The organism is Nonomuraea cavernae, from assembly GCF_014646355.1.
Lineage (GTDB): Bacteria > Actinomycetota > Actinomycetes > Streptosporangiales > Streptosporangiaceae > Nonomuraea > Nonomuraea cavernae.
On sequence record NZ_BMNH01000008.1, the window covers coordinates 630 to 26,638 of the forward strand.

General features: G+C 69.4%; 24 protein-coding genes and 1 tRNA gene. 15 read left to right on the top strand and 10 right to left on the bottom strand.

Annotated elements, in window-relative coordinates; genetic code table 11:
* On the top strand, positions 1 to 429 hold a 429-nt coding region (locus IEY82_RS15410; RefSeq protein ID WP_189124809.1), incomplete at its 5' end, for an RNA-guided endonuclease InsQ/TnpB family protein.
* 137 nt (positions 430 to 566) lie between these two features.
* On the opposite strand, the gene IEY82_RS15415 is transcribed toward IEY82_RS15410, so the two are convergent.
* On the bottom strand, positions 567 to 3,485 hold the full coding sequence (locus IEY82_RS15415; RefSeq protein WP_189124810.1) for an AfsR/SARP family transcriptional regulator: 2,919 nt from the start codon (positions 3,483 to 3,485) through the stop codon (positions 567 to 569).
* A 230-nt stretch (positions 3,486 to 3,715) separates the two neighbouring features.
* On the opposite strand from IEY82_RS15415, the gene IEY82_RS15420 reads away from it, so the two are divergent.
* Positions 3,716 to 4,027: a hypothetical protein gene (locus IEY82_RS15420; protein ID WP_189124811.1), complete on the top strand. Its 312-nt coding sequence runs from the start codon at positions 3,716 to 3,718 to the stop codon at positions 4,025 to 4,027.
* Between the two features lie 57 nt (positions 4,028 to 4,084).
* Positions 4,085 to 4,393 (top strand): hypothetical protein, encoded by a 309-nt coding sequence (locus IEY82_RS15425; RefSeq protein WP_189124812.1) that lies wholly within the window; start codon positions 4,085 to 4,087, stop codon positions 4,391 to 4,393.
* Between the two features lie 103 nt (positions 4,394 to 4,496).
* On the opposite strand, the gene IEY82_RS15430 is transcribed toward IEY82_RS15425, so the two are convergent.
* Positions 4,497 to 4,898 carry a hypothetical protein gene (locus IEY82_RS15430; RefSeq protein ID WP_189124813.1) on the bottom strand — a complete coding sequence of 134 codons (402 nt, stop codon included), beginning with the start codon at positions 4,896 to 4,898 and terminating at the stop codon, positions 4,497 to 4,499.
* A gap of 236 nt (positions 4,899 to 5,134) precedes the next feature.
* On the opposite strand from IEY82_RS15430, the gene nhaA reads away from it, so the two are divergent.
* Positions 5,135 to 6,475: a Na+/H+ antiporter NhaA gene (nhaA, locus tag IEY82_RS15435; protein ID WP_189124814.1), complete on the top strand. Its 1,341-nt coding sequence runs from the start codon at positions 5,135 to 5,137 to the stop codon at positions 6,473 to 6,475.
* 77 nt (positions 6,476 to 6,552) lie between these two features.
* On the opposite strand, the gene IEY82_RS15440 is transcribed toward nhaA, so the two are convergent.
* Positions 6,553 to 7,308 (bottom strand): hypothetical protein, encoded by a 756-nt coding sequence (locus tag IEY82_RS15440; protein WP_189124815.1) that lies wholly within the window; start codon positions 7,306 to 7,308, stop codon positions 6,553 to 6,555.
* 368 nt (positions 7,309 to 7,676) lie between these two features.
* Between IEY82_RS15440 and IEY82_RS15445 the strand changes: the two genes are divergently transcribed.
* The 8 genes from IEY82_RS15445 (at position 7,677) to IEY82_RS15480 (ending at position 15,624) form a co-directional block, all read left to right on the top strand.
* Positions 7,677 to 7,826: a hypothetical protein gene (locus IEY82_RS15445; protein ID WP_189124816.1), complete on the top strand. Its 150-nt coding sequence runs from the start codon at positions 7,677 to 7,679 to the stop codon at positions 7,824 to 7,826.
* A gap of 60 nt (positions 7,827 to 7,886) precedes the next feature.
* Positions 7,887 to 8,837, top strand: coding sequence for an MvdC/MvdD family ATP grasp protein (locus tag IEY82_RS15450; protein ID WP_225262858.1), 951 nt, complete (start codon positions 7,887 to 7,889; stop codon positions 8,835 to 8,837).
* A complete protein-coding gene (locus IEY82_RS15455) occupies positions 8,837 to 9,838 on the top strand; it encodes a TIGR04500 family putative peptide maturation system protein (protein ID WP_189124818.1) in 1,002 nt (333 codons plus the stop codon). The genes IEY82_RS15450 and IEY82_RS15455 overlap by 1 nt, the downstream gene beginning before the upstream one ends.
* Positions 9,835 to 10,023: a hypothetical protein gene (locus tag IEY82_RS15460; protein WP_189124819.1), complete on the top strand. Its 189-nt coding sequence runs from the start codon at positions 9,835 to 9,837 to the stop codon at positions 10,021 to 10,023. The genes IEY82_RS15455 and IEY82_RS15460 overlap by 4 nt, the downstream gene beginning before the upstream one ends.
* On the top strand, positions 10,020 to 12,152 hold the full coding sequence (locus IEY82_RS15465) for a peptidase domain-containing ABC transporter (protein WP_189124820.1): 2,133 nt from the start codon (positions 10,020 to 10,022) through the stop codon (positions 12,150 to 12,152). Before IEY82_RS15460 ends, IEY82_RS15465 begins: the two co-directional genes overlap by 4 nt.
* Positions 12,153 to 12,296: 144 nt before the next feature.
* Positions 12,297 to 13,196, top strand: coding sequence for an S-4TM family putative pore-forming effector (locus IEY82_RS15470; protein WP_189124821.1), 900 nt, complete (start codon positions 12,297 to 12,299; stop codon positions 13,194 to 13,196).
* Positions 13,193 to 15,157, top strand: a complete 1,965-nt coding sequence (locus IEY82_RS15475; protein ID WP_189124822.1) for a hypothetical protein — start codon at positions 13,193 to 13,195, stop codon at positions 15,155 to 15,157. Before IEY82_RS15470 ends, IEY82_RS15475 begins: the two co-directional genes overlap by 4 nt.
* Positions 15,145 to 15,624: a hypothetical protein gene (locus IEY82_RS15480; protein ID WP_189124823.1), complete on the top strand. Its 480-nt coding sequence runs from the start codon at positions 15,145 to 15,147 to the stop codon at positions 15,622 to 15,624. The genes IEY82_RS15475 and IEY82_RS15480 overlap by 13 nt, the downstream gene beginning before the upstream one ends.
* A gap of 85 nt (positions 15,625 to 15,709) precedes the next feature.
* Here IEY82_RS15480 and IEY82_RS15485 read toward each other — a convergent pair whose 3' ends face one another.
* A complete protein-coding gene (locus IEY82_RS15485; RefSeq protein WP_189124824.1) occupies positions 15,710 to 17,449 on the bottom strand; it encodes a nitroreductase/quinone reductase family protein in 1,740 nt (579 codons plus the stop codon).
* A 525-nt stretch (positions 17,450 to 17,974) separates the two neighbouring features.
* Between IEY82_RS15485 and IEY82_RS15490 the strand changes: the two genes are divergently transcribed.
* Positions 17,975 to 18,466, top strand: coding sequence for a hypothetical protein (locus IEY82_RS15490; RefSeq protein WP_189124825.1), 492 nt, complete (start codon positions 17,975 to 17,977; stop codon positions 18,464 to 18,466).
* Positions 18,467 to 18,502: 36 nt separating this feature from the next.
* On the opposite strand, the gene IEY82_RS15495 is transcribed toward IEY82_RS15490, so the two are convergent.
* The 3 genes from IEY82_RS15495 to IEY82_RS15505 form a co-directional block, all read right to left on the bottom strand.
* Positions 18,503 to 19,234 (bottom strand): NYN domain-containing protein, encoded by a 732-nt coding sequence (locus IEY82_RS15495; protein WP_189124826.1) that lies wholly within the window; start codon positions 19,232 to 19,234, stop codon positions 18,503 to 18,505.
* A gap of 201 nt (positions 19,235 to 19,435) precedes the next feature.
* A tRNA-Pro gene (locus tag IEY82_RS15500) sits at positions 19,436 to 19,509 on the bottom strand.
* A gap of 84 nt (positions 19,510 to 19,593) precedes the next feature.
* Positions 19,594 to 20,457, bottom strand: coding sequence for a metallophosphoesterase (locus IEY82_RS15505; protein ID WP_189125047.1), 864 nt, complete (start codon positions 20,455 to 20,457; stop codon positions 19,594 to 19,596).
* Between the two features lie 89 nt (positions 20,458 to 20,546).
* Between IEY82_RS15505 and IEY82_RS15510 the strand changes: the two genes are divergently transcribed.
* Positions 20,547 to 21,002 carry a GatB/YqeY domain-containing protein gene (locus IEY82_RS15510; protein WP_189124827.1) on the top strand — a complete coding sequence of 152 codons (456 nt, stop codon included), beginning with the start codon at positions 20,547 to 20,549 and terminating at the stop codon, positions 21,000 to 21,002.
* Between the two features lie 42 nt (positions 21,003 to 21,044).
* Here IEY82_RS15510 and IEY82_RS15515 read toward each other — a convergent pair whose 3' ends face one another.
* Positions 21,045 to 23,222 (bottom strand): transglycosylase domain-containing protein, encoded by a 2,178-nt coding sequence (locus tag IEY82_RS15515; RefSeq protein ID WP_308015965.1) that lies wholly within the window; start codon positions 23,220 to 23,222, stop codon positions 21,045 to 21,047.
* Positions 23,223 to 23,499: 277 nt separating this feature from the next.
* On the opposite strand from IEY82_RS15515, the gene IEY82_RS15520 reads away from it, so the two are divergent.
* On the top strand, positions 23,500 to 23,796 hold the full coding sequence (locus IEY82_RS15520) for a WhiB family transcriptional regulator (protein ID WP_148036282.1): 297 nt from the start codon (positions 23,500 to 23,502) through the stop codon (positions 23,794 to 23,796).
* Positions 23,797 to 23,839: 43 nt separating this feature from the next.
* Here IEY82_RS15520 and bagB read toward each other — a convergent pair whose 3' ends face one another.
* Both bagB and bagA read right to left on the bottom strand, forming a co-directional pair.
* Entirely contained in the window at positions 23,840 to 24,967 is a 1,128-nt protein-coding gene (gene bagB / locus IEY82_RS15525) for an ATPase BagB (RefSeq protein ID WP_189124829.1), read from the bottom strand.
* Positions 24,964 to 25,965, bottom strand: a complete 1,002-nt coding sequence (gene bagA / locus IEY82_RS15530; RefSeq protein ID WP_189124830.1) for an ATPase BagA — start codon at positions 25,963 to 25,965, stop codon at positions 24,964 to 24,966. The genes bagB and bagA overlap by 4 nt, the downstream gene beginning before the upstream one ends.
* Positions 25,966 to 26,009: the final 44 nt, after the last annotated feature.

A 26,009-nucleotide genomic window follows, 5' to 3' on the forward strand; every position in this document is an offset into this window, starting at 1 on the left:
CTGCTGAGGAAACGCCGCCGCAAGGAAGCACGTTTCGCCGCCGACATCAACCACACCATCGCCAGACGCATCGTGACCGAGGCTGCACGCACCGGGCGAGGCATCGCCCTGGAGGATCTCCAGGGGATCCGCGACCGGGTACGGCTCCGCAAGCCCCAGCGGGTCACGCTGCATGCGTGGTCGTTTCACCAGCTCGGCCACTTCATCGCCTACAAGGCGGCCCGTGCCGGGGTCGCCCTGGTCTGGGTGGACCCGGCCTACACCTCGCAAGCCTGCTCGGCCTGCGGGCACGTGGCCAAGAACAACCGGCCCGACCAGGAAACCTTCGCCTGTACGTCGTGCGGCTTCGCTGAGCACGCCGACGTCAACGCAGCCCGCAACATCGCCGCACGCGGTGAGACGGGCTGGGCAGTGAGTCACGCTGCCTGACGCGGACCAGACCGTCGAAGCCACCGACGGCCAGGAGCTGCAAGCTCATTCCCTTCAGGGCTGAGAAGCTGACTCGCCCCTATCTCCTGGACCCCCGACGGGTCCGGCGGCACTCGCTGCGCGGGAGCGGCTGGTGCTCAGATGAGGTGGCGACACCGGCGGCGGCGGGCTTCGTCGGCCGCGGCGAGCTCGGCCGCGTCGCTGAAGGTGTCGAGAGCCGCGAGCCATTCGTCGAGTACGGCGGCGATCTGATGATCGAGCTCCCGATAGATGCGCCGCGCCTCCAGCCAGTGGGTCCGGGCGGTGGCCTGATCCTCGTGGACAAGGGCGGAGGCGAGGCTGTCGTGAGCGGAGGCCCTCCGCAGCGGATCGCCGATCTCTTCGGCCAGCCGCAGTTGGCGCTCGGCGTGCCGACGGGCCGTGACCGGATCTCCCTGACGTAGCGCTATCTCGGCCAGGTTGTGATGGGAGTAGCAGGCTTGCTGTGTGTCGTCGGCGACGTCGGCGAACATGAGTGCCCGCTGGAGTGCGTCGGCCGCCGCCGGATACCTCTCCATGTCGATCAGAGCGCACCCCAGGTTGATGTAGGCCGCGACGGCGTACTGGGGGACCTGCCCGTACTCCGGAATGGACAGGGCGGTCCGCAGGTGGCGCAGGCCGCCTTCGAGGTCGCCCTCGTTGATGGCGAGTCCCCCCAGGTTCGCGTTGAACGCGGCGACCATGCGCATGTTGCCGGCCCTGGCCGCCAGCTCGATCGCTCTGCCGTAGTGCTCGCGTGCCGCCGCGTACCTGCCGATCTGCTTGTGGACCACTCCCAGGGCGTTCTCCATGTGCGCCCTGCCCTCCGGCTGGCCGCTTCGCTCGGCCGAGAGCAGGCCGGTTCGCAGGACGGACAGCCACTCCGGCCAACGCCGCCGGATGATGAAGTAGGCGAGCAGATCGGCGGCCAACTGCCACGCGCGGCGATGCCAGGCATGTGCGTTGGCCAGGGCGACGACACCGACCAGGTTCTCGAGCTCCTGATCGTGCCAGTCCAGCGCGGACGCCCTGTCGGCGAAACGCAGGGGCTCGCGCGGGGGATAGACCACCTCCCTGTCGCCCGCCAGCCGGCGGGGCTGGAGCAACGGGTAGGCCTCGAAGACGGTCTCCGCGTAGAAGTCGACCAGGCGCCGGGCGGCCGTCGTGCGGTCGGCCTCGGGCTCTTCGCTCTCCAGGGTGCGGACGGCATAGCTGCGCAGCAGGTCGTGCATCGCGTACCGGCCGGGACGATGCTCGCTGACCAGGTGGCCTATGCACAGCTCTTCGAGCCGGGGTCGAATGGTGGCGAGGGAGACGCCGAGCAGGGCGGCCGCGGCGACAGGCGCGAAGTCCTGTCCCGGCAGCAGGCTCAGCAGGCGGAACAGGCGTTGCGTCGCGGGTGGCAGGGCCTGGTACGAGAGCCGGAACGCGGTGCTGACGGCGCCGTCCAGGTCGCCGTGCTCGTCGAGCACGGCCAGTGTGTCGCCGGTCGTCAACTGGCGGGCGTAGTCAGCGAGCGTCAGGTGTCGCTGGCCGGTGAGCTGCGCCGCCGCCAACCGCAGGGCCAGCGGCAGGTACGCGCACCGCAGGGCCACCTGCCTGGCGGCCGCGTCGCCGTCCTCGTCACTTCCTCCGGCCAGGGCGTCACTTCCTCCGGCCAGGGCGTCACGTCCTCCGGCCAGGGCGTCACTTCTTCCAGCCAGGGCGACGCGGAGCAGGTCACTCGCCTCGTCCTCGGTGAGCGGGCCGAGCTGGAGCAGGCGGGCACCTTCGTGGGCCACCAGCCCGCGTAACCGGTTGCGGCTGGTCACCAGGACGGCGCAGGTCGCCGAGCCCGGCAGCAGTGGCCGTACCTGGTCGGCGCTGCGGGCGTTGTCCAGCACGATCAGAACTCGGCGTCGTGCGAGCAGCGATCGGAACAGGGCGGCGGCCTCGTCCACGTCCTCGGGTGTGGCGCCGGGATCCACTCCCAATGAGGACAGGAAGCGACGCAGAATGGCGAAGGAGTCCAGCGGAGGCCGATCCTGGTCGAATCCCCGCATGTTCACGTAAAGCTGCCCGTCGGGGAACCGATCCCCGTGACGATGAGCCCAGCGGACCGCCAGCGCGGTCTTTCCGACCCCAGGGGTGCCCACGATCAGCACCACAGGTGGCGTGTCCCGCACGTCGGCCAGCAGATCCAGCTCGGCCAACTCGCGATCACGGCCGGTGAATCCCCACGTGTCCAGAGGCAACTGGGCCGGTGTGGTGTCACTGGGCGGCGCCGAGATCGTGATGGTTCTGGGAGCGAGGTCCAGTGCCGGATCGGCGTTGAGGATGGCCTTCTCCAGAGCCGAGAACCGGGTGCTGGGATCGAGTCCCTGCTCCTCGACCAGCCGGGCGCGCAGGCGTCGGGCCGTCAGGAGGGCTTCGGCCTGCATGCCGGCCCGATACTGGGCGAGCATCAGATGGCAGACCAGGCGCTCTCGTAACGGATGCTGCTCGACGAGCTTGCCCAGCGCCGGAAGCAGGGCGTCGTGGTGCCCGAGTGTGAGCTCGGCTTCGGCCAGCGACTCGTGCGCGTTCAGCCGGTGCTCGTGCAGTGCCTGCCGTGCCGACTGCGCGTACGCCGCGCTGATGTCGGCCAGGGCATGACCGCGCCACAGCCCTAGTGCCGCCTGCAGCCTCCGGACGGATTCCTCGACTTCGTCGCGTTTCCGCAGATCCCGAGCCGCTTCGACGTGGCGTCCGAACCTGCCGGCGTCCAGTTCGTCGTCGGCCAGGGCCAGCAGGTAGCCACCGGGTCTGGTGGCGATGACCTCGTCCAGACCCAGTTTCCGCAGGGCTCGGCGCAGTTCGGATAGCGCCACGTGGATCTGCGACCGCGCGGAGCTCGGCTCGGCGCCACCCCAGATCGCCTCGATGAGCTGGTCAGGCGATATCACCTGGTTGGCCTGGAGCAACAGGTAGGCGAGCAGCGCACGATGCCGAGGCCGGGCTACCGATGCCGGTCCGTCAGCCGTCGCCACCTCGACCGGACCGAGGATGAAGAACCGCAACGCCTGCCCCCCGCAGCGCCAGCAAGATCTTGAGTCCCGTTGAGTGATCTTCGGCAAGTGTATCGATAGCCGATCACAAGTCGCTGTATAAATCGCCTTACTTATTCTTCGGACAGGTTCGCCGAAACCCTGTTGAACAGGCTGAAAATCCCCTTTTGGGGCACGCTCGGCCCAGGTCCGCGGGGGTCTGGAGCGGTGCCCGGACGGGTGCCGCCCGTGAGAGGAGAGTCATGGGTTCGAAGGTGAAACGGATGCTGCAGGTGGCCGCGATCGGCGGGATCATGGCCGGCGCCATGGTCCTGCCCACGACGGCCGCGCAGGCCACACCCAGCAACTGCAGCAGCGTCCCCTATGGCAACGGCTGGTCCGGATGGTGCGGCAAGGGCACTGGCACCTACCAGGTGTGGGCCAGGTGCTACAAGATCAATACGCTCAAGTACACGATCAGGCACGGCCCTTGGCGGAGCCCTGGAGGCGACAGGTCCAACGTCAGCTGTCAGAGCACGGAAGAGGTGGGCGGGGGCGGCATCATCCTCTCCTAGTCCGGGTCCGCTGTCTGGGGCGGCGCCCGGACGGGTGCCGCCCGTGAGAGGAGAGTCATGGGTTCGAAGATGAAGCGGGCACTGCAGGTGGCCGCGCTCGGCGGGATCATGGCCGGCGGCCTGGCCCTGCCGGCGACGGCCGCGCAAGCCCAGCCCACCAACTGCGTCACAACGTCCACCTCTCGTACCTTCTCCGTGTCCTGCCACGCCGGAACCGGGGAGTACCAGGCGGAGGCCCGGTGCTACAAGCCCGGTAATCCCGTGCCTACGCTCAGGTACGGACAGTGGCGGTCCGGAGGCGAGAAGTCCATCGCCAGCTGTCAGTTCGACGAAGAGCTGAGGGACGGACGCGTTCGCTTCAGGTAGTCGGAGCCTGACGTTCACAACGCTCCGGGCGGAGCGTCCTCGCGTCACTCACGTGGGCGACAGGGACAGGGCAGGGGGCCTGCCCTGTCGCCGAGTGCTGAGGTCAGCGGCGGTAGGCGGCGCAGTCGATCAGGCTGAGGTCGCGCTTGTGCTTCTTGGCGAAACGTACGGCGTCGTCCCTGTGCTTGAAGCCGTGGACCCGTACGAATCCCTTCTCGTCATGGAGATGGACCTGCCACTTCTTGCCGTGCTTGACCGGTCCGGTCAGGCACTCGGTCCTCTTGTGCTTGCGGCGGCAATCGTCGTGCCTCGCCTGCACGACGTGCCACCTGCCGTCCTTCAGCAGGGTGGCGGGCTTGTCGCAGTCGAGCGCGGGCGTGAGCTGGTCGCTGGTGAGGACCAGGGGGTCGTCCGAGGTGGGGGCGGCGAATGCCGGGGCGGAAATCGCGGCGGTGCCTCCGATGGTCGCCAACGCGATGATGGCGGCGCTGAGCGCGCGTCTCATGGGGCCTCTTCTCCGAGAGAACGGGGGTTTCCGGGCGTACGGGTGATGACGACCGGCTGATCATCTCCGATAGTGCCGGAAAGATTGTTAAGTCCGCATAATGCGAGCTTTGGCGGACGGTTCGCCGGGGGAGGCGGGCTCCGGAGGCAGGTCCCGAAGACGGACTGTAGGGTGGAAATGGTGCGCCGGGAAGTCTGGTCGGCAACGTCCGACCCGATCCCGAAACCGGAGCACTCATGAACCACGCACCACGACCTGCCCCTGACCTGCTCGGCCGGGGATCGTGGCATGAGATGCGCCGCATCGCCGACATCCTGCGCAAGGAGACCGTCGGCGGCACGTTGCTGCTGGTCGGCGCGGTGGCGGCGATGGTGTGGGCCAACTCCCCATGGAGTGACGGCTATCAGGCGGTGCGCGATCTCACCTTCGGTCCCGCGGTGCTGCACCTCGATCTCAGTCTGGCCACGTGGGCAGCCGACGGCCTCCTTGCGATCTTCTTCTTCGTCGCCGGGCTCGAACTCAAACGGGAGTTCGTCGCCGGTGACCTGCGAGAGGCCCGCCGGGCCGCGGTGCCCGTGGCGGCGGCGCTGGGCGGCGTGATCGTTCCGGCCGTGCTGTACCTGCTGGTCGCCGGCGGTGCCGAGGGCGCCGCCCGGGGGTGGGCGATCCCGACCGCCACCGACATCGCCTTCGCCCTCGCCGTGCTCGCGATCGTCGGCCGCCACCTGCCGACCGCGCTGCGCACCTTCCTGCTCACGCTGGCCGTGGTCGACGACCTGGTGGCCATCGTCATCATCGCCGTCGCCTACACCGACCAGCTCTCCCCGATCCCGCTGCTGACGGCGCTGCTGCCGCTGGGCCTCTTCGCCGCGCTGGTGCAGCGGCGGGTACGCGCCTGGTGGCTGCTGCTTCCGCTGGCCTTCGCCACCTGGGCGCTGGTGCACGCCTCGGGAGTGCACGCCACGGTCGCCGGAGTGTTGCTGGCCTTCGCCGTGCCGGTCGCGCGCAGCGAGAAGGCCGGGGGGCCCGATGCCGGACCAGGACTGGCCGAGCACTTCGAGCACCGCTTCCGGCCGCTGTCGGCGGGCCTGGCCGTGCCGGTGTTCGCGTTCCTGTCGGCGGGGGTCGCATTGAACGGCCTGGACGGGCTGACCGACGCCCTGACCAGCCCCGTCGCCCTCGGTGTGCTGGTCGGCCTGATCGTCGGCAAGCCGCTCGGCATCATGGCCGCGACCTGGCTGGTGGCCCGCTTCACCCATGCCCGCCTGCACAAGGATCTGGCCTGGGTCGACCTGGCCGCGCTGTCCATTCTGGCCGGGATCGGCTTCACCGTCTCGCTGCTCATCGGTGAGCTGGCCTTCGGCGCCGGCACCGCGACCGACGATCACGTCAAGGTGGCGGTGCTGGCCGCGTCGATCGTCTCGGCTCTGCTCGCCACCGTCCTGCTTCGGCTGCGCAGCCGCGTCCACCGGCGCGTCCACGAGGCCGAGACCATCGACCGTGACCACGACGGCATCCCCGACCTGTACCAGGACGCCGGTGACGAGACCATCGCAGGCGACCACAGGCAGGGATGATCGCCGCGGCTACCCGGTGAATCTGACGCCCCGGCCGAGCAGGACAGTCGTGCGAGGGGCGCGGACACAGCGGCGCGCTAGTGCGACGGCAGGTCCGCGAGCCTGGGCTGCGGCAGGGCGCGGCGCTCCACCGGGAAGAGCCGATGGATCGTGTCGCGCAGGGTCTCGTCACGCACCAGTGCGACGAACTCGTCAGGAGTGCTCCCACACAGGCGGCGAAGCTCGGCCGACTCGTCCAGGAGGCACTGGATCAGGCTCCGCTGGTCGGTGAGACGTCTGGCCCGGCCGGTCTCGTCCACCAGGCAGCCGTGGCGGCCGACGTAGACGAAGCAGGGCGGGAGCCGGACACCCGACTCCAGAGTCACAGGGTGGCGCTCGACGGGCAGGCGGCGGCGGTCGTAGTTGGGCTCGGTGGCGTCCAGCACGGCCAGCTCGTGATCGTCGAGCCAGAGCACGAAGAGTCGTGACCTCTCGCCCGGAGCCTCCACCGGCACGGCCGGCACGTATCCCCACCGGTTGACGTGCGCCGAGACGCCCGGCGCGAGGCCGGCCACGTCGGCGAGCGTCATGGGGATGACCGGCCGGATCCCACGCCTGACGAACTTGCGCCGCAGCTGGCTCGGCGAGGCGTTGGAGCCCACGGCCACGACCGGGTGGCGCTCCGGCATCGGCGTGCGGCCGAGCTCCGCCAGCACCTCGTCCAGCGTTTCGTCGCCGGCCCGCCACTCACCCGCCGAGGCGTCCGCGATGGGGCGCAGCGGCAGGTACGCGTCGTCCACCAGCACGCCTGACGTGGCGGGGACGCGGCCGGGATAGGTGAGGGGGCGGGACATGGGGTCGTCATGGAAGAGGTTCATACGCTCGCCGGCGCCATGGATTCGTGGGCGCGGGGTGTCGGGGACGAGGGTTACGGGGCGGGGTAAAGCCCCTACCTGCTCTAGCTTACGCAATGTCAAGGAAAAATGCACAAGGTAAACAGGTTGGCGACCGGACGTGCGGCAGATATCACGTTGGCGAAGGCCGTCCCATATTGGTGCTAAATGTCCGGTACTGCCCGACCATCACGGCGTTCCGCGTCCGCTGGAGGGGTGACACGAGATCACCCGAGTGGCGGACGCGGGGCCGGTCGCCGCTCGCCTACCTTGCTTCGATGCCACGGGGCGCACCAGGCGTCCCGTACGGGAAGAAAGGGCGGCTACGCATGAGCAGGACGCGTACCACGCTGGACGACATCGCGGCTCTCGGTCCGGAGCTGGACGAGGGGCAGCTTCTTCAGGTGAGCGGCGGCGCCAAGAGCCAGGTCATCGTGATCCACGGCGGCCACAGCCACACCTCCGGCGACAGCAACTAGTTCGCGCGGGGGCGCGACCGCGTCGCGCCCCCGTCCGGAGCCACGCCGATGATCCTCGTCTTGACCTCTGACGGAGATGAGCACGCCGACCGGGTCGTGAAACCGCTCATGGCCGCGGGCGCGGACGTCGTCGTCTTCGATCCCGCCTCCTTCCCGACCGCAGCCACCCTTGAGATCAGCCACTCCGGCGACGGCTCGACCCGCCGGGTGCTCGGCCGCGACGGCCGCCGCATCGTGCTCGACGAGCTGACCGCGCTCTGGTACCGCCGGCCGCTCGACCCGGTCGTCGATCCGCGGGTCACCGCCCCTGACCACGTGGCGGAGGAGTGCCGCCTGATGACCGAGGGCCTCTGGGACAGCCTCGGCTGCCTCACGGTCCCCGCTTCGCGACCGGTCATCGACCGCGCGGCGCGCAAGCCGTACCAGCTGGAGCTGGCCGGGCGACTGGGCTTCGAGCTGCCCGCGACGCTGATCACGAACGATCCGGAGAGCTTTCTCGACTTCTACGACCGGCACGAGGGCCGCGTGATCACCAAGCCCGTGCACGGCAACCGGCTTGAGGCGGACGGCGAACGGTTCGGCCGGTTCGCGGCCCCCGTCACCCCCATGGACGTCGCGTACGCGGACGCCCTGCGTCTCTGCCCGGTCATCATCCAGGCGTACGTGCCCAAGCACGTCGAGATCCGGGTGACCGTGGTCGGGGGCACGATCTTCGCCGCGGAGATCCATTCCCAGGTGAGCAACCACACGAGGTACGACTGGCGGCACTACGACCCGGGCGCGACGCCCATCCGGCCGCACGAGCTGCCCGCCGAGATCTCGCGACGCTGCCTGGAGCTGGTCGAACGTCTCGGGCTGGCCTACGGCGCGATCGACCTGATCCGCACGCCGGACGGCCGCCACGTCTTCCTGGAGATCAATCCGAACGGCCAGTTCCTCTGGATCGAGGACGCGGCCGGGCTGCCCGTCAGCGCGGCCGTCGGCGAGCTGCTCATGCGCGGAGGCACGTGATGGCGGACGGGCGAATGCTCGCCGAGGCGGTCGGCCTGCTCAGCGCCGGTGCGGCCGAGCGAGACCTGGCCGCGTTCAGGGCGGACCACCCGGCGGCACGGGTGCGATTGATCAGGCAGCGCGAGGAGTACGACGGATCGCTCCACCACGCCCTGCTCATCAAGGACGGGGACGGCGCCACGATCTCCCTCTCGTGGTGTCCCGACCGGGCGCTGCCCTGGCCGCTGCGTGGCGTGCACCGCGCCGGAGAGCATCTGCTGCTCCGGGTGAACGGGGTCGAAACGCCGGTGGCCAGGGCGATCGCCTGCCTGGACTTCATCTGGGACGAGTCCCGGCTGGCCGACCGCCTCATCACCGACAGCCTGGTGCGCGAGCTGCTGGAGGAGGCGCCGGAACCGCTCACCGACGCCGAGCTGCAGGCGGCGACGGACGCCTTCCGCCGGGCGCGGGGACTGCTGACCGCGGGCGCGGTCCGGGAGTGGATGGATCGCAACCACCTCTCCCACCCTGAGCTGGAGGAGCTGGTCGCCGTCGAGGCGTCCGTGGCCCGGCTCCGCTCGCGGGTGGCCGGCGGGCAGGTCGAGGAGTGGCTCGCCGAGCACGGTCACGAACTCGACGTCGCCCGCGTCGCGCGGGTCGAGTTCGCCGCCGGGGCGGGGCCGCGCGTGCCCGACGCCGACGGGTTCCTCGACGCCGCCGAACGGGCGTTCGCCGACGGTACGGCCCGGCCGGGCGACGTGTTCGCCACCCTGCGCAGGGGAGAGCTGGATCAGGAGACGGCCGACCAGGTGTTCGGGGCCACACCGGGGACGGTCGTCGGGCCCTTCCCGACAGAGCGCGGTCACCTGCTGATCAAGGTGCTGGCCGTGGAACCGGCCGTTCTCGACGCCACCGTCCGAGACCTCGCCGAACGCCGGATCTTCGCCGACTGGCTCGAACGGCGCCGGAGCACGGCCAAGATCGAGTGGTTCTGGGGAACCGCCGACCGGACCGGCGGGTGAACCCGCTTCCGTACCGGGAGAAGGCGGTTCACCACCACATCGCCTCCCGGCGGCGCGTCGAACGGCCGTACCAGATCTCCAGGAGACTCCTGATCGGCCTGTGGGTCTACGCCGGACTGCTCGGGCTGTCCATGGCGGGCGTGCTGCTGGTCGGCATCCTGCCGGCCCTCGGGGCGGGACGATGAGGCGCGGGCGGGTGCCGGTCATCAGGCAGAGCACCATGGCCGACTGCGGCGCGGCCTGCCTGGCGATGGTCCTCGGGCACCACGGACGACGCGTGACCGTGCGCGAGGTCGGCGAGCACCTCCAGGTGTCGCGGGACGGGCTGAACGCGTTCGCGATCGCCGAGGCCGCCAAGTCGTACGGCCTGCGCGTCAAGGCGCTCTCGCTCGCCCCCGCGCAGCTCGGCGCGGTGCCCGGCCCCTTCGTCGTGCACTGGGAGTTCAACCACTTCCTCGTCGTCGAGCGCTGGCGTCCGGACGTCGTCGAGGTCGTCGATCCCGCCTCCGGGCGGCGCAGGCTCACGGCGGAGGAGTTCGACGTCGGGTTCACCGGGGTCGTCCTGGCCTTCGAGCCCGGCCCCGACTTCAGAGTCGAGGGCCCGAGGCGCGGCCCGTGGCGCCGGGACCTGGTCCGCGCTCTCCTGACGCGCCACCGCGGCCTGATGCTCCAGGCGGTGCTCGCGTCCCTGCTGCTGCAGGGGCTCGGCCTCGTCCTGCCGTTGCTGTCCGGGCTCGTCATCGACGAGATCCTGCCCGGCGAGGACCGCTATCTGCTGCGGATCCTCCTCGTGGGCCTCGGCTTCGTGGTGCTCACCCAGGCGATCCTCAGCTACCTCCGTACGGCCGTGCTGCTCATGTTGCGGGCGCGGGCGGACACCGAGTTCACGGCGGGGGTGGTCGGACACCTGTTCGCGCTGCCCTACCGGTTCTTCACCCTCAGGGGTACGAGTGACCTGGTCATGAGCACACAGAGCGCGGCCAGCCTACGTGCCATGCTGTCCGGCCAGGTGCTCTCCGCGCTGCTCGACGGCCCGCTCGCCGTGGTCCTCATGACCCTCGTTCTGGTGGGCGATCCCGTGCTCGGCGGCTGCCTGGCGGCCGTGGCGGCCGTACAGGTCGTGATGCTGCTGGCGACCCGCAGACGGATCACGGACCTCACCGGGCGCGGGCTGACCGCCGCGGCCACGACCCAGGGCAGGCTCATCGAGTCCATCGGGGGCATCGAGACGATCAAGGCGTCCAGCGCCGAGTGGCGGGCCATGGAACGGTGGTCGGGGATGTTCACCGCCCAGATGAACACCGACCTGCGCCTGGGCCTGACCCGCGGCGTCCTGGACGCGGTCCTTTCCGGGGTCAGGATTCTCGGCCCCGCGCTGCTGCTCCTCGTGGGCGCGTCACGGGTGCTCGACGGTGAGCTGAGCCTGGGCACGATGATCGCGCTCAACGCGCTGGCCGTGTCCACGCTCACTCCGCTGACCTCGCTCCTGACCAGCCTGCAGGAGCTCCAGGAGGCCGGCGCGCACTTCGAGAGGCTGGCCGACATCGTCGAGGCCGAGCCCGAGCGGAAAGGCGGGCAGAGACCGCGCCTGCGCGGCGAGGTCGTGCTGCGGAACGTCGGATTCCGCTTCGACCCGCGCTCCCCGTGGACGCTCAGGAACGTGTCCCTCGCCGTGGGCCCCGGCCAGAAGCTGGCGCTGGTGGGAAGCTCGGGGTCGGGCAAGAGCACGCTGGGACGGATCCTGCTGGGCCTCTACCAGCCGGTCGAGGGCGAGATCCGGTACGACGGGACACCCGCGAGCGACGTCGACGTGAGCTGGCTGCGCAGCCGCTTCGGCGTGGTCACCCAGGATCCGCACCTCTTCACCGGGACCATCAGGGACAACATCGGCCTGGCCGTTCCCGACGCCTCGCTGGAGCGGGTCGTGGCGGCGGCCAGACTGGCCTGCGTGCACGACGACATCATGGCCATGCCGATGGGCTACGAGACGCTGCTCACCGAGGGCAGCGGCCTGTCCGGCGGCCAGCGGCAACGGATCGCGCTCGCCCGGGCGCTGCTGCCCCAGCCCCGGGTCCTCCTGCTCGACGAGGCGACGAGCCATCTCGACACCGCCACCGAGGCGGCGATCGAGCAGAACCTCGCCTGGCTGACCCAGACCCGCATCGTGATCGCGCACCGGCTGAGCACCGTGCGCGACGCCGACCAGATCCTCGTCATCGAGGCGGGCCGCGTCGTCGAGCACGGCACTCACGACGAGCTGATGAGGTACGGCGGCCGGTACGCCGCCCTGAGCGAGCACCAGTCCATCCGTTAGCCGGGCCGTCCGCCGCCGACCACGACCTCGGCGCGTTCGCTCGACGGGAGGCGATCACGACCGGGTGAGTTCTGGACACGTGGGGACGGCGGGCCCACAGTGAGAATGCGGACTTACCGGGACCTGTCAGGGCGGGAGGTACACGTGCCGGCTCCCCCAGGTACTGTCCAGGAGCGCCAGAACCGGCCCCACATGCACGACCTCCTGCGCGCCGCCCGCCTCTGCCACCTCCGCGCGCAGCGCATCGATGGGCTGCGCCTGTCCGTCTCAGCGCTCCTCGGGCTGCTGGGGCTCATCGGTGCCGTGGCTCCCGCGACGGCCACGCCGATCGCGGTGGGCGGCGCGTTGTGGGCGATCGCGTACGCGGCCGGACTCGGCACCGCCGGCCGGGGGGCCCTGCGACGGGCGGCGCTGCTGCAGGAGATGTTCGACGTCGAGGTGTTCGAGCTGCCGTGGAACGACGTGGCGGCGGGCAAGCGGATCCCGATCCACGAGGTCCACGCCCTGGCCCAACGCTCCAAGCTGTCCGACGAGGCGGTGCGTGACTACTACGTCACGGTGGGGCTGCCCCGGCCGTTCGACGTGCTGGGCTGCCAGGCGCAGAATCTCAGCTGGGCGGCCAGGATCCGCCGTCGCTTCGCCCGCGTCCTGCTGACGGCGGTCGGCGTGTGGAGCGTGACGGGGTTGGCGGTCGGCTGGGCGGTCGGCCTCACCGTCGGTGAGCTTCTGCTCCGCTGGTACGTGCCGTCGATCGGGGCGTTGCTGATGGCCTTGGACACCTACCGGGCGCAACGTGACACAGCCACCGAACGCGACCGGGTGGCCGACCTGCTCGACGACCGGACCAACTCGCCGGGGCAGGCCGCCGACCTGCTCGTCCTGGCGCGACAGGTCCAGGACGTCGTGCTGCACGCCCGGCAGACGCATGTGCGGGTGCCGGAGGTCTTCTCTCGGTGGTCCCAGGCGAAGGACCGGGCGGACTACGAGGCGGCGCAGCAAGATCTGGCTGCCCGGGTCCGGAACGGGGGGAGGCCACGACCATGAACATGTCGGATTGCGGCATCCATCCGGCGGACCGGCCGCACATCGTCGGCTCTCTGGGCGAGAGCGCTGTCGCAGCGCTGGACGCGTGGGCCCGCGACGAGAATTACCTTCTCGCCCTACCTCCTGAGCGCTGGGAGAAGTCCGGATTCACCGACAGCCCGCTTCTGGCTCTCTTCCTGCACGCGGCTCAGGAGGATGTCCAGCCGTCCACCATCGTCGTGGTCAAGGCGTGCGAGCAGGAGTTCGCGCACGAGCCGTCCCGGCACAAGGCCGCGTGGATCCAGCAGGACGACTTCGGCGAGAGACATCTCGTGGGTCGCATGCTGGGCGTCCGGCGGACCGCCGGCGGTGGCGTGGTCATGGTCCAGCAGGTCGCGGGGGGCACGCTCCGCGGCATGCGCCAGATGGCGCAGTTGGACTCCCCTGCCGAGCTCCGCGAGGTCTTCTCCGCCGTCTGCGGCAGCCTCATCCGCGAGTGGAACCGCGGGAAGATCGTCACCACCCCGAAGGTGAATCCGGCCGCATTCCTGCGGGACGAGCTCCGCTGGGCGTGGCAGGACGGCGGGAGTCTCCTGGGATGGGCCCGACGCAGCGGATTGCCACCCCATCAGACTCTGCGCTTCGCGGGCGAGAGCCCACAGGCGAACCTGCCCAATCCCCTGGCCCTGGCCGACGGCACGCTACGCGCCGCCGATGGCATCACACTCCCATGCCTCAACGGGCTCACCCACGGGGACCTGCACACCGGTAACATCCTCGTCCCGAAGACCGCCGCGTCCAGCGCCAAGGCGACCGAATTCCGGCTGGTGGACCTGACGTCCTTCGATCCCAGCGCGCCCCTCACCCGGGATCCCGCCATGCTGGCCCTGTCCGTGATCAACGCACGGCATCCCGCCGAGGACGCGCGAGACCACCTGATCCGGGTGCTCGCCTCGGACGCCGAGTCCGCGCCAGAGGGCGACTTCCTGGGAAGGATGGCCGAGGAGCTCCGCCGGCTGTATCCGGACGCGATCGACACGTGGACGCTGCAACTTCTCCTCTCGGTGGCGGCCGCGGCGCTGCTGCACATCACCTTCGACGACGATCGGGACAAGCGGCTGTGGTTCCTCCGCCTGGCCGCGCACTGCGTGAACGCGTTCCTGAAAAGGACGGCACCAGACTGGGAGCCCCAGCCGGGATTCCTCGTCACGTCGGCACAGATGGGCATGCCCGAGCCGGCGGAGGAGCCCGAGCCTTCACCGGCCCCTCCCGCGCGATTCCCCGAGCCCTCACCTGTGCCACGGCTCCGGCTCGTCGTCCCCGAGCCGGACGAACCGTCAGCCGTGCCGTCCACGACCACTCCGTACGGTGATCTGGGCTACACGACCTTCTGCCACGAGCTCGGCGAGGACCTGAAAGGGCTGCTCCGCCGACTGCACGCGCCCCCCGCCGTCAGAAGAGCGGAAGAGCTGTGGTGGTGGCTGGCCGCGGCGGACCGGCTGGATGACCTGGTTCCACACCTGCTCGCGCTGCGACGGCAGCGCCTCGCCGACGTGCTGGAGGCGGACAGGCATCTGGGCGAGATCGTCCGCGCGGGGACGGTGGAGCGGCTCGCCGGGCAGGCGAGGGACCTCGAACGCCTGATGCACGAGGCGTCGTCGGCCGTGGACGGCTACGACCTGATCGGCCGAGTCATTCTGCCCCGGCACCTGGCCGAGGAGATCAGAACAGCCCTCGACCAGGTGCCCGCGCTTCAGGCCGACGAGAGATTCCCCTTCGACTGGCGCGTGTCGTTCAGCTCGCTCAGGAGGGACGCGACCATGCATCTCACCCGGCTGGAGAGACTGCTGCCCGTCACTGAGCAGGCGGCGCAGGCGGCGCTGCCGCGGTTCTCCGGACTCGTGAACGGCGCCGTGGCCGCGCGGGAGGCGCTGGAGGCCCTGCGGGAGGCGATGGACCATGATCCCCCATGGTCCCCCTGACCTGGAGCCAAGCCGCCGAACTGGCGGAAACGATCTGGAACGAGGCCGAGGCGCTGGATGCGAACCTCGACGCGCGACTGATACCGGCGTCCGCCATTCTCCGCTCGCTCCTGGAACGCTGCGAGTGGCTCAAGGAGGCACTGCGAGAACGAAGGAAGATCGTACGCGGAAAACAGCAGGCGGACACGGTCAGCGGGCTGGTCACGCCGCTGCGCACGTACGCACAGCAGTTGGATCTCCTTCACCAGCGGGTGCAGGAAATGGAGGACGAGGCAAACGGCCTGACGGTCAGGCACAAGGAGAGGATCTTCGCCCGGGCCAACAAACTGTTCAACGCGTGGCGGAGACTCGACCCGGTGCTCCGCGGCTTCGCCCAGGCGGCCAAGACCTTTGACCTCAGGGACGATCGCAGCTCGACCCGGCTGGAGGTGCACGCCGAGATTCGCCGCCGTGACCGCAGCGCCTGACCCGGACCCGCGGCGTGGTCGCGCACCGGCTGAGCACCGTACGCGACCACGATGCGGGTTCCGCCCAGGCCCTTGTCGGGACCGATCAGCGCACGTCAGTACCCCCTGCCTGTGTCTTGTTGATCCAGTCGGTGAGGCGGCGCAGGAAGGTCGTGGCGATGGGGGGCGGATCCTGTGCCATCACGCTCGCGTGGAAGGCGTGCGGCAGGCCCTCGTACAGGTCGAGGGTCACGTCGACGCCGGCGGACGAGGCGGCCGCGGCGAAGCGGCGGGCGTCGTCCAGCAGCACCTCCTTGGTCCCGGCCACCAACAGGAGCGGGGGCAGGCCGGACAGGTCGCCATGGAGGGGAGACTGGGGTGCCCGGTCGGCCGGGGCCCCGGCCAGGTACTGGCTGGCGACGTGTTCGGCCACGGGGCGGCTGATCACGTCCTGGCCGTCGTTGGTGTCCAGGGACCGGCTGGACAGGGTCAGGTCGGTGAGCGGGGAGATCGCGATGGCCGCGCCGGGCAGCGGGACGTCCGCTTCCTTGAGCGCCAGCAGGGCCGACAGGACGAGGGTGCCGCCCGACGACTCGCCGGACAGGATGACGCGGTCGGCGGGAACACCCTGTTCGAGCAGGCTCCGGTAGACGGCCACGACATCGTCGAGGGCGGCGGGGTACGGATCGGCGGGGGCCAGGCGCTGGTCCACCTTGAAGGCGGGGCGGCCGGTGGCCTGGGACAGACGGTGGGCCATGAGAGGTTCCAGCGCGGGCTGGGTGTGCTCGAAGCCGCCTCCGTGCACGTACAACGTGACGCCGGACTCGGTCGCCGAGCCCTCTGTGGCGGTGACCCACTGTCCTGGTACGCCGCCGGTATGGGGCAGCGCGGGCGTCATGTCGCCGGCGAGCGGTGGCGCCTGGGAGGCCAGGCCCTGCATCTCGGCCATCACGGCCGCGTGGTCGTCGGGGGTGGTGGGGATGCGCGTGACGGTCAAGTGATCCTCGTGTCGGGGCGGTAGCGCGTTCATCAGGGGGACGAGGTGCCGTTCCTCGTAGGCGAGATGGTCTTCGATCTCGGCGATGAGCCGGTCGATCTCGGTCGTCAGGTCGGTCATCAGGTCGGCCGGCTCCGTTGAGAGCAGTGCCTGCAGGTCGTCCAGGAGGCGGGCCAGGACGGAGTGCTCGGCGTGCAACCGGTCCAGGACCGCGTCGAGCTCAGGGTGGCGGTCACGCAGGTAGGGGAACAGCCCGCCGCTTTCGTTGGTGTGGTGGTGGTGGAGCCCGCCGCACAGGGTCAGGCAGTTGACACGCAGTTGCGCGCCCAGGCGCGGACCCGAGGCGGCGGCCTCGGCGCGGATCAGGGCCAGCTCTCGCCGGAAGGTGCCGTGGATCGCCTCCAGCACGTCGCCTTCCGGCAGGTCAGGAAAGGCGTGGGAGACAGGGGTCAGCGCGACGACGGGCAGGACCCGGCCGGACTTGACCTGGTAGTCGGCCCAGCCGGGGTCGGCTTCCGCGGCATTGGCGAACAGCCGGTCGCGTTCCTCGCCGTGCAGGACGACGGCCTCGGCCTCGATCGTGAAGACGCCGGTCTCCACAGTGACCCGAGGGTTGGCCCGCAGGTTGTGAAACCAGGCCGGGTGGTGCGGCGCGCCACCGGCCGAGGCGATGACCAGCAGGCGGCCTCCGCCATCGTGCAGGTAGCCGAGCGGGACGGTGTGACGGGCTCCCGAACGGGCTCCCGTGGTGGTCAGCAGGAGCAGCCGGGCTCCCTCGAAAGGGCCGCCCACTTGCCCGCGGTTGGCGCGGAATTCCTCGATGATCTGCTGGTTGAAGTCGTACGGCATGCTCTGCTTTCTTGGTGGGAATGGCTCGGCGGCGCGTTTTCGGGCATGACGAATCGACCACGTAGCCACGTGAAGGCCAGTGGTTTGAGGTGATGAAGAAAACGGGGGCGATTACGGACTGCGTGACGGCGATTTCGCCGACGCCGTGGGAGCGCGCGGAAGCGCGATGAGAACGATGCTTCAGATCAGGAAGTCAGGAGACGCGGCGGACCTCGCGCCCGCCCGGCGCTCACGCCGTGGCCGGGTGCCCCACTCGCTCTTGGCCCATGGCCGACCCGGCAGTCACGATCTTTACGTTATCGCCACCTCAGGAGTGGGGCAACACTATTTACGGTGATGCGGCATTTGCGGTGACGCGGCGGGCGGCTTCGCAAGCACCTGAACCACGTCGGGCGCCCACGCCCCTTATCGAAGGCGCGAACCGCATCGCGCCTGGTCGCGTCGAACACATGTGGATCACGTGAAGAGCCGCGCGCTCGCCCTCGCCATGGCCGCGGGGGCGGTGGTACTCCTGGTCTCCTACGGTTGTCAGGTGCCGCGAAGGTGGCCGAGTTGCCGACGGCGCTGACCCTGCGGCTCTGGGTCGTTTCGCCGGAGCTGTCGCAGCGGCTGGCGGACCTGGCGGGCCGCGCGGCGCGGCGGTGCGCGGACAAGGGCCAGGGCGACAGCACCGCCGCGCGGCCCTTCGATCGCGCGGGCTGGCACGGGACGAGGCTGACGAACACCGCGGCGTGGAGCCCGGACATGGGGGACGTGACGACTGAGGCCTACATCGTGGCCGCCCGCGGTCGCTTTCTGGCCGTGGCGTCGTGGTGGTGGCCCGTCGAGCAGGGCGGGACCGAGGACCCGCACTGGGTGGGACAAGGGGTCGCGGCGTCCGCGTCCGCGCTGGCCGCCATCGGAGGCCGCTGGGACGGCCCTATACCCGTTCCGTCCCCCGACCACCACTACGCAAGTCCAGGCATAGAAAACCCGGCCCACAAGGAGCCGGGTGGTATATGCCTTCACTATACATAACGTTCGTGGTCTCAGCCATCTTCCCTGTTAGCGATGTCACCAGCCTGGAGGGCGGGCGTAGCCCCCAGCAGGGTCGGGGAGCTGATGGTTCCTGAAGTCTACGGCTCTTAGCTGCCTCCACCAGTGTCGACCAACACCAACTGCGGCTTGGTCCTTGAGGGCTCCTGCCAGCTGCGCAGGCGATGGGTTGACCAGCCCGACTGGTACGTGCAGACGTGCTTGCTGTACGGGAAACCTCAGGTCACTGTCGTTGGAGATGACCAGTGCCCCGTCGATCTTGTTCGTCAAAACGTCAATGAGCAGGTGGGAGGCTACATTGACGTCGGAGCCCTTTTCCTCGCGGTTAGCGTAGGACACCATGAACGCGGCGTTACGGACTGGGTTGTTCTGTCCGTCCTGAATCATGACTGGCCACTGCGGGGTAACCAGCTGAGGGCGTCCCCTTGCATCCTTCGTCGCGAGGGGCGCCATCTTGACGCGGGCTACGTAGTAGCCGTACTCGATCAGATCCACGCTCTTGTGGGCGAGCAAGGCTTTGAGGTAGATGTCCTGGTCGGCCTGTCCTGATGGATTCGTAGCTCCATCGATACGGGCTGTGCAGTACACAATGCGCTCAAGATGCGCCCCCGACCAGTTGATGCGAGAGCTAATCAGGGTCTGCGCCAGGCTGCGAATGTCCAGCCAGCGCCAACCCGGCGTGCTCTTGCCGCAGGCGTTACGCGCGCCGTAGTAGAGGTTGAAGCCGTCAACATAGACACCTATCCGCACCGTTAAAAGTTAGCAGTTGGCAAGGCAACTTTTTACGGTCCGTACCGTGGTCGTCGCAGACGTCCTGGCTGTGGCTCGAACGTCAACCTAGAGCGGTCAGGGCGTCAGCAGCAGAGGTGGTAGTCACGCAGTTAGTCACTCAGAAGACAAGAGAGGCCGCTTCCGATCTTCGGAAGCGGCCTTCTACCTGCGGCTACTCTGTCGGGGTGGCGGGATTTGAACCCACGACCTCTTCGTCCCGAACGAAGCGCGCTGCCAAGCTGCGCTACACCCCGGTGCACGCCGTCTTGCACGTGCTTGGGAAAGTCTAGCGGACTTCGAGGGCGCTTGTGACCGCGTCCGCCCCGCGCCCGCCCGCCTCAGCGCCGGGGAAGCAGCGTGAGCAGCGTGGCCTCCGGGAAGCAGGCGAACCGGGCCGGGGCGTACGGGGAGGTGCCGAGGCCGGCCGAGACGTGCAGCCAGGCGGCGTCGTGGCGGCTCAGCCCCTTCACACGGGCCCGATCGATGCCGCAGTTGGTGACGAGGGCGCCGTAGAACGGGATGCAGAGCTGCCCGCCGTGCGTGTGGCCGGCCAGCAGGAGCTGGTAGCCGTCGGCGGCGAAGCGGGTCATGTTGCGGGGCTCGGGGGAGTGCATGACGCCGAGCCGGAGGTCGGCGTCGGCGGGAGCGGGACCGGCGACGAGGTCGTAGCGGTCACGGTCGATGTGGGAGTCGTGGATGCCGGCCACGGCCACGTCGAGGTCGCCGACCTTGACGCGGGCGGTGGTGTTGTTCATGTCGAGCCAGCCCTCGGCCGCCATGCCCGCGCCGAGCTCCTCCCACGGGAGCGTGGGGATGTGCTGGCGGCGTTCGCTCTTGGAGGTGCGCCACAGGTAGCGGAAGGGGTTCTTCGGCTTGGGGGCGTAGAGGTCGTTGGACCCGTACACGAACAGGCCGGGGCGCGAGAGCAGCGGCTCCAGGGCGTGCAGGAGCGAGGGGACGGCGTCAGGGTGGGCGATGGAGTCGCCCGTGTTGACGACCAGGTCGGGCCGTAGGGCGCCGAGCGAGCGGACCCAGTTGATCAGCATGCTGCGCCGGGGCGTCAGGTGCAGATCGGTCAGATGCAGGATGCGTACGGGACGCTGCCCGCGCTCCAGGACCGGCACGTCGAAGCGGCGCAGCCGGAACGAGTTGCGCTCGACGACCGAGGCGTAGCCGACCCCGGCCAGGCCGAGACCGAGCATGGACAGTGGCACCGCGACGGCTTTCCTCACGTACTCATGATGCCCGACATCCGGCGCGAGCCGTTCGCCCAGACGGCAAGATGGACCGCATGAGTGCATTGAAAGACAAGCTGAAGGCCGATCTGACGGCTTCGCTGAAGAACCGGGACGAGGTACGTCTCCGGACTATCCGCATGGCACTGGCCGCGGTGAACGTGGAGGAGGTCGCCGGAAAGCAGGCCCGCGAGCTCTCCGACGACGAGGTCATCAAGGTGCTGACCAAGGAGGCCAAGAAGCGGCGCGAGGCGGCCGAGGCGTTCGGCAACGCCGGGCGTGCCGAGCAGGCCCAGGCGGAGCTCGACGAGCAGGCCGTGCTGGAGGAGTACCTTCCGGCGCAGCTGTCCGACGAGGAGTTGGGGCGGCTCGTGGACGAGGCGGTCGCCGAGACCGGCGCCTCCGGTCCGCAGGCCATGGGGCAGGTCATGAAGGTCGTCAACCCGAAGGTCGCGGGCCGGGCCGAAGGGGGACGGGTCGCCGCGGCCGTCCGCGCGCGGCTCTCCGGTTAGCGCCGGTGAGGCCTCCGCGTCGCCGCGGAGGCCTCGCGGGGCTCAGCCGCGGCCCCGGCCGCGGTTGCCGCGCTCGAACGGGTTGTCGTCGTTCAGGTCGAACTGGTCGTTGAGCTGGTCCATGAGGTCGGGCCCGCCGTCCTCGCGCTTCTTCTTGGGCTTGGGCGCGCAGACGTCGGTGCAGCCGCCGAAGCGTGCCTGGTTGACCGGGGTGAACTTGACGGGTTCGATGCCCTTCAGCGCGTCGATCATCGAGTATTTCCAGACGGCCCCGGAGATGGTCGCGCCGTAGACGTAGTCGTAGTGGCGCCCCTTGATGACGACGTTGGTCAGGTCATGGCCGAACGCGCCGCGCGGGTCGCCGAGGCTGACCGCGGACGCAAGGTTGGGGGTGTAGCCGGCGAACCAGGCGGCCGTGTAGCCGTCGGTGGTGCCGGTCTTGCCCGCCGCGTCACGGCCGATGCCGCCCACCCCGGTCATCGTGCCCTTGGTGAAGACGCCGGACAGGATGCCGCTGACCGCGTCGGCGACCTCGGGGTCCATGACCTTCGAGCACTTGGGCTTGAACTGCTTGGCCTTGCCGTTGCGATCCTTGATCTCGGTGATCGCCAGCGGTGTGCAGTACTGGCCGCGGGAGGCGAAGACGGCGTAGGTGTTGGCCACCGTGACCGGGTCGACCTCGTTGACGCCGAGCGTGAACGTCTCGACCTCGCGGAGCTTTCCGCCGTCTGCCCGCTTGAGCCCGAGGCGCTTGGCCAGCTTGACCACCTTGCAGAGGGTGACCCGCTCCTCGAGCTTCAGGAAGAACGTGTTGACCGAGCCCCAGGTGCCGGACTGCAGGGTCTTGAAGCCGCCGCCGCCCTCACTGGAGTTGCGCACCTCGTGGGTGGGGTCGCCGACCCGGTTGCCCTTGCAGTCGCGGAAGGAGCCGTAGCTGGCCGCGGTGTAGCCGGCGGGCGAGGGGAAGCCGTCGTTGTACTTCATCCCCTCCTCCAGCGCGGCGGCGAGGGTGTACGGCTTGGCGGTGGAGCCCTGCTGGAAGCCGCTGCCACCTCCGTGCTTGGCGTCGGCGACGACGTTGTAGCTGATCTCGTTCTTCTTCTTGTTGCCGCCGAACTTGCGGGAGGCGGCCATGGCCTTGATCTCGCCGGTGCCCGGCACGATCATCGCCTGCGCGGCGACCGGCTTGTCCTTGGTGCTGACGTACCTCTTGATCGCCTTGTCGGCGGCGGCCTGCATCTTCGGGTCGATCGTGGTCTTGATCGTCAGACCGCCGCGCTGGAGCAGGCGCAGTCGCTCCTTCGGAGTCTTGCCGAACTCCTCGTTGGTGAGGATCTCGTTCTGGACGTAGAGGCAGAAGTACGGGTATTTACTGACCTCGCAGCCGCCGGGCACCTTGACGTCCTTGAAGCCGAGCTTCTTGGCCTTGGCCTCGGTCGCCTCCTGCGGCGTGATCTTGCCGAGCTCGGCCATCCGGTCGAGCACGACGTTGCGCCGTTCGAGCAGCGCGGCCCGGGACTTCTTGTTCACGTTGGGGTCGGTGCGCGCGGGGTTCTGGACGGCTCCGGCGAGCGTGGCCGCCTCGACGAGGTTGAGCTCGGAGGCGGGCTTGGCGAAGAAGCGCTTGGCCGCGGCCTGGATGCCGTGGGCGCCGGCGCCGAAGTAGGCGATGTTGAGGTACTTCTCCAGGATCTGGTCCTTGGAGTACTTCTTCTCCATGGCCATGGCGTAGCGCAGCTCGTTGAGCTTGCGGGAGACGGTCGGCGCGATGGCCGCCTGCTGCTCCTCGGGCGTCTCCGCGGCGTTGACCAGCACCTGCTTGACGTACTGCTGGGTGATCGAGGATCCGCCCTGCGTCACGCCGCCGGTGGTCAGGTTCTTGACCAGGGCTCGGGCGGTGCCCTCGATGTCGATCGGTCCGTGCTGGTAGTAGCGGAAGTCCTCGATCGAGATCAGCGCCGTCTGCATGATCGGAGCGACCTTGTCGAGCTCCACCGACTGGCGGTTCTCGTAGTAGAACTGCGCGATCTGCTTGCCGTTGGCGTCCTGGAGCACTGTGCGCTCGGGCAGCGGAGGCTCGTTGAGCTCCTCCGGTTTGAGGTTGATCCCCTCCATCGCGGACTTCGCGGTGACGCCCGCACCGCCGACGGCGGGCAGTGCCACGGCGGCCGTCAGCACCCCTGCGGCCACACCCGCGGCGATCAGCCGCGTGACGTTCAAGAACGCTGATGATCGATCTTTGCCCTGAGCTTGCACAAGGACCAGGGTACGTCGAAAGAGTGACCTTATCGGCAACTCGTCACCATTTCGCCTTGACTGACGGGGGTGACTAGTCATTCCCGGTCAACACTCCACCTAGAAATTGGTCCTCTGGGGTCTGTCGGCCCGAACGTCTAGTTGCGTACGTTCTCCTCTGCGGCAACTGAATACGGAGGCTCGGCGCCCGCGCCCGTCGGCCCCAAATGACGACTGACCACCTAAGGGGAGTGGGGTCGAAATGTGGATCACGGATTGGACCTCCCGTGCCGCCTGTCGGGGTGCGGACCCGGACGCGCTGTTCGTCCAAGGTGCCGCCCAAAACAGGGCAAAGCTGATCTGCCGAGGATGCCCGGTCCGTACCGAATGCCTCGCCGATGCGCTGGACAACCGCATCGAGTTCGGGGTGTGGGGCGGTATGACCGAACGTGAGCGCCGGGCTCTCCTGAGGCGGCGACCGGACGTGGACTCGTGGCGTGAGCTGCTCGAGTCCGCCAAAGAAGAGTACGAACGGACCAACGAGCTGATCGCGGGCTGATCCAGCCCGGAGCGTACGGCCGGCGATCTCGCCGGCCGTACTCTCATGCGCTCGCCAGGAGCTCCCCGATCTCGCGCAGACCTGCCAGGTCGTGGACGTCCTCCGACATCGCGCGCACCTGTGCCACCGGCACGGTGGGATGTGCCGTGACGAAGTGCTCCTGCTCTCGGTGCTCGCGGGCCGCGAGTTGCATCCGACCGGCGTGCAGCCGCAGCACGGCGGCGGTCAGCTCGTGCTCGCCCCGAGACTCCAGCTCCTCGGCCGCGGCGGCGCTCCGTGCGGCTGAGAGCTTCGTGACGGGTGACTCGTGCACCCGGTTGACGACCAGCCCCGCGAGCGGCATGCGCTCTTCGGCGAGCCGTTCGACGAAGTAGGAGGCCTCGCGCATCGCGTCGCGCTCGGGCGCGGCCACCACCAGGAACGCGGTGCCGGGCGCCTGCAGCAGCTTGTACGTCATCTCCGCGCGCTGCCGGAACCCGCCGAAGACGGCGTCGAGGGCCGACACGAACGTCTGCAGGTCCTTCAGCACCTGCGCGCCCAGGAGCTTGGTCATCGCGCCCGCGACCAGCCCGAACCCCGCGTTGAGCAGCCGGAACGCGCTGCGCCCGCCGGCCTTGGCCGGGGCGGTCAGCAACCGGATGAACCTGCCGTCGAGGAAGCGGCCGAGCCGTTCGGGCGCGTCGAGGAAGTCGAGCGCCGAGCGCGAGGGGGGCGTGTCGACGATGATCAGATCCCACTCGTCCGACCGGCGGAGCTGGCCGAGCTTCTCCATGGCCATGTACTCCTGGGTGCCGGAGAAGCTCGACGACAGCGACTGGTAGAAGGGGTTGGACAGGATCTGCCGGGCGCGCACCGGATCGGCGTGGGCCTCGATGATCTCGTCGAACGTGCGCTTCATGTCGAGCATCATCGCGAACAACTGCCCGCCGCCCTCGGGCGAGCTGATCAGCCTGGGCGTGTTGTCGAGCTCGCTGAGACCCATCGACTGGGCCAGCCGCCTGGCCGGGTCGACGGTCAGCACGACCGCGCACCTGCCGCGCTCGGCGGCCCGCAGTCCCAGCGCGGCGGCCGTGGTGGTCTTGCCCACGCCGCCCGCGCCACAGCAGACGATGATCCGGGTGCCCTTGTCGTCGAGGATCGCGTCGATGTCGAGAACGGGGGGCTTCTTCACGCGGCTCCCTGGGTGCGGATGGTCTCGGCCAGCTCGTAGAGCCCGGCCAGATCGACGCCGTCGGCCAGCAGCGGCAGCTCGTACCGCGGCAACGGTGCCTCGGCCAGGGACTCACGCTCGGAGTCTTCCAGCTCGGCGCGGCGGGCGTGCTCAGCGATCTCCTCGGCCAGCGCCTCGGCCATCGCGGAGGCGTCGGAGCCGTCGGCCAGACCGGCGGTCTTGAGCCCCAGCGCGAGCTCGGCCGGGTCGAAGCGGCCCTTGACCGCCAGGTCGAGGACGGACCGCGGGAGCTGCGACTCGCGGACCATGTTGATGAAGATCCCGCCGGCCGGCAGGCCCGCCTCGGCCAGCTCGGCGATGCCGTCGAGCGTCTCCTGCACCGGCATCTCCTCGAGCACCGTGACGAAGTGCACGGCCGTCTCGGGAGACTTGACGACCCCGTTGACCAGCTCGGAGTGGTTCTTGATCGGCCCCACCTTGGCCAGGCCCGCCACCTCCTGGGTGACGTTGAGGAAACGCGCGATGCGACCGGTCGGCGGGGCGTCGAGCACGACCGCGTCGTAGACCCGTTTGCCCCGCTTGTCGCGCCTGCGCACGGCCTCGGTCGTCTTGCCCGTGACGAGCACGTCGCGAAAGCCGGGGGCGACGGTGGTGGCGAAGTCGACGATGCCCATCTTGGTCAGCGCCCGGCCCGCGCGGCGCATCCCGTAGAACATCTCCATGTATTCGAGCATGGCCTCTTCGGGATCGACGGACAGCGCGTAGACGTCACCGCCGTCCGGCGCCACCGCGATGCGGCGCTCCTCGTAGGGCAGGGGCGGCAGGTCGAAGATCTGCGCGATGCCCTGCCGGCCCTCGACCTCGACGAGCAGCACCTTACGCCCGCCCGACGCCAGCGCGAGAGCGAGAGCGGCGGCGACCGTCGTCTTGCCGGTGCCGCCCTTGCCGGTGACGACGTGCAGGCGCACGCCGTCCCAATCGGTGTCCAGAGACTCCACGATTCGAGGCTACCGAACGGTCACTCGACGTAAGTCGACGGGCA

Excerpts from the sequence above, each read along its gene's own strand:
- IEY82_RS15420 (WP_189124811.1), top strand. The coding sequence starts at position 3,716 with ATGGGTTCGAAGGTGAAACGGATGCTGCAGGTGGCCGCGATCGGCGGG.
- IEY82_RS15425 (WP_189124812.1), top strand. The coding sequence starts at position 4,085 with ATGGGTTCGAAGATGAAGCGGGCACTGCAGGTGGCCGCGCTCGGCGGG.
- IEY82_RS15430 (WP_189124813.1), bottom strand. The coding sequence starts at position 4,898 with ATGAGACGCGCGCTCAGCGCCGCCATCATCGCGTTGGCGACCATCGGA.
- nhaA (WP_189124814.1), top strand. The coding sequence starts at position 5,135 with ATGAACCACGCACCACGACCTGCCCCTGACCTGCTCGGCCGGGGATCG.
- IEY82_RS15440 (WP_189124815.1), bottom strand. The coding sequence starts at position 7,308 with ATGTCCCGCCCCCTCACCTATCCCGGCCGCGTCCCCGCCACGTCAGGC.
- IEY82_RS15445 (WP_189124816.1), top strand. The coding sequence starts at position 7,677 with ATGAGCAGGACGCGTACCACGCTGGACGACATCGCGGCTCTCGGTCCG.
- IEY82_RS15455 (WP_189124818.1), top strand. The coding sequence starts at position 8,837 with ATGGCGGACGGGCGAATGCTCGCCGAGGCGGTCGGCCTGCTCAGCGCC.
- IEY82_RS15465 (WP_189124820.1), top strand. The coding sequence starts at position 10,020 with ATGAGGCGCGGGCGGGTGCCGGTCATCAGGCAGAGCACCATGGCCGAC.
- IEY82_RS15475 (WP_189124822.1), top strand. The coding sequence starts at position 13,193 with ATGAACATGTCGGATTGCGGCATCCATCCGGCGGACCGGCCGCACATC.
- IEY82_RS15480 (WP_189124823.1), top strand. The coding sequence starts at position 15,145 with ATGGTCCCCCTGACCTGGAGCCAAGCCGCCGAACTGGCGGAAACGATC.
- IEY82_RS15485 (WP_189124824.1), bottom strand. The coding sequence starts at position 17,449 with ATGCCGTACGACTTCAACCAGCAGATCATCGAGGAATTCCGCGCCAAC.
- IEY82_RS15505 (WP_189125047.1), bottom strand. The coding sequence starts at position 20,457 with ATGCTCGGTCTCGGCCTGGCCGGGGTCGGCTACGCCTCGGTCGTCGAG.
- IEY82_RS15510 (WP_189124827.1), top strand. The coding sequence starts at position 20,547 with ATGAGTGCATTGAAAGACAAGCTGAAGGCCGATCTGACGGCTTCGCTG.
- IEY82_RS15520 (WP_148036282.1), top strand. The coding sequence starts at position 23,500 with ATGTGGATCACGGATTGGACCTCCCGTGCCGCCTGTCGGGGTGCGGAC.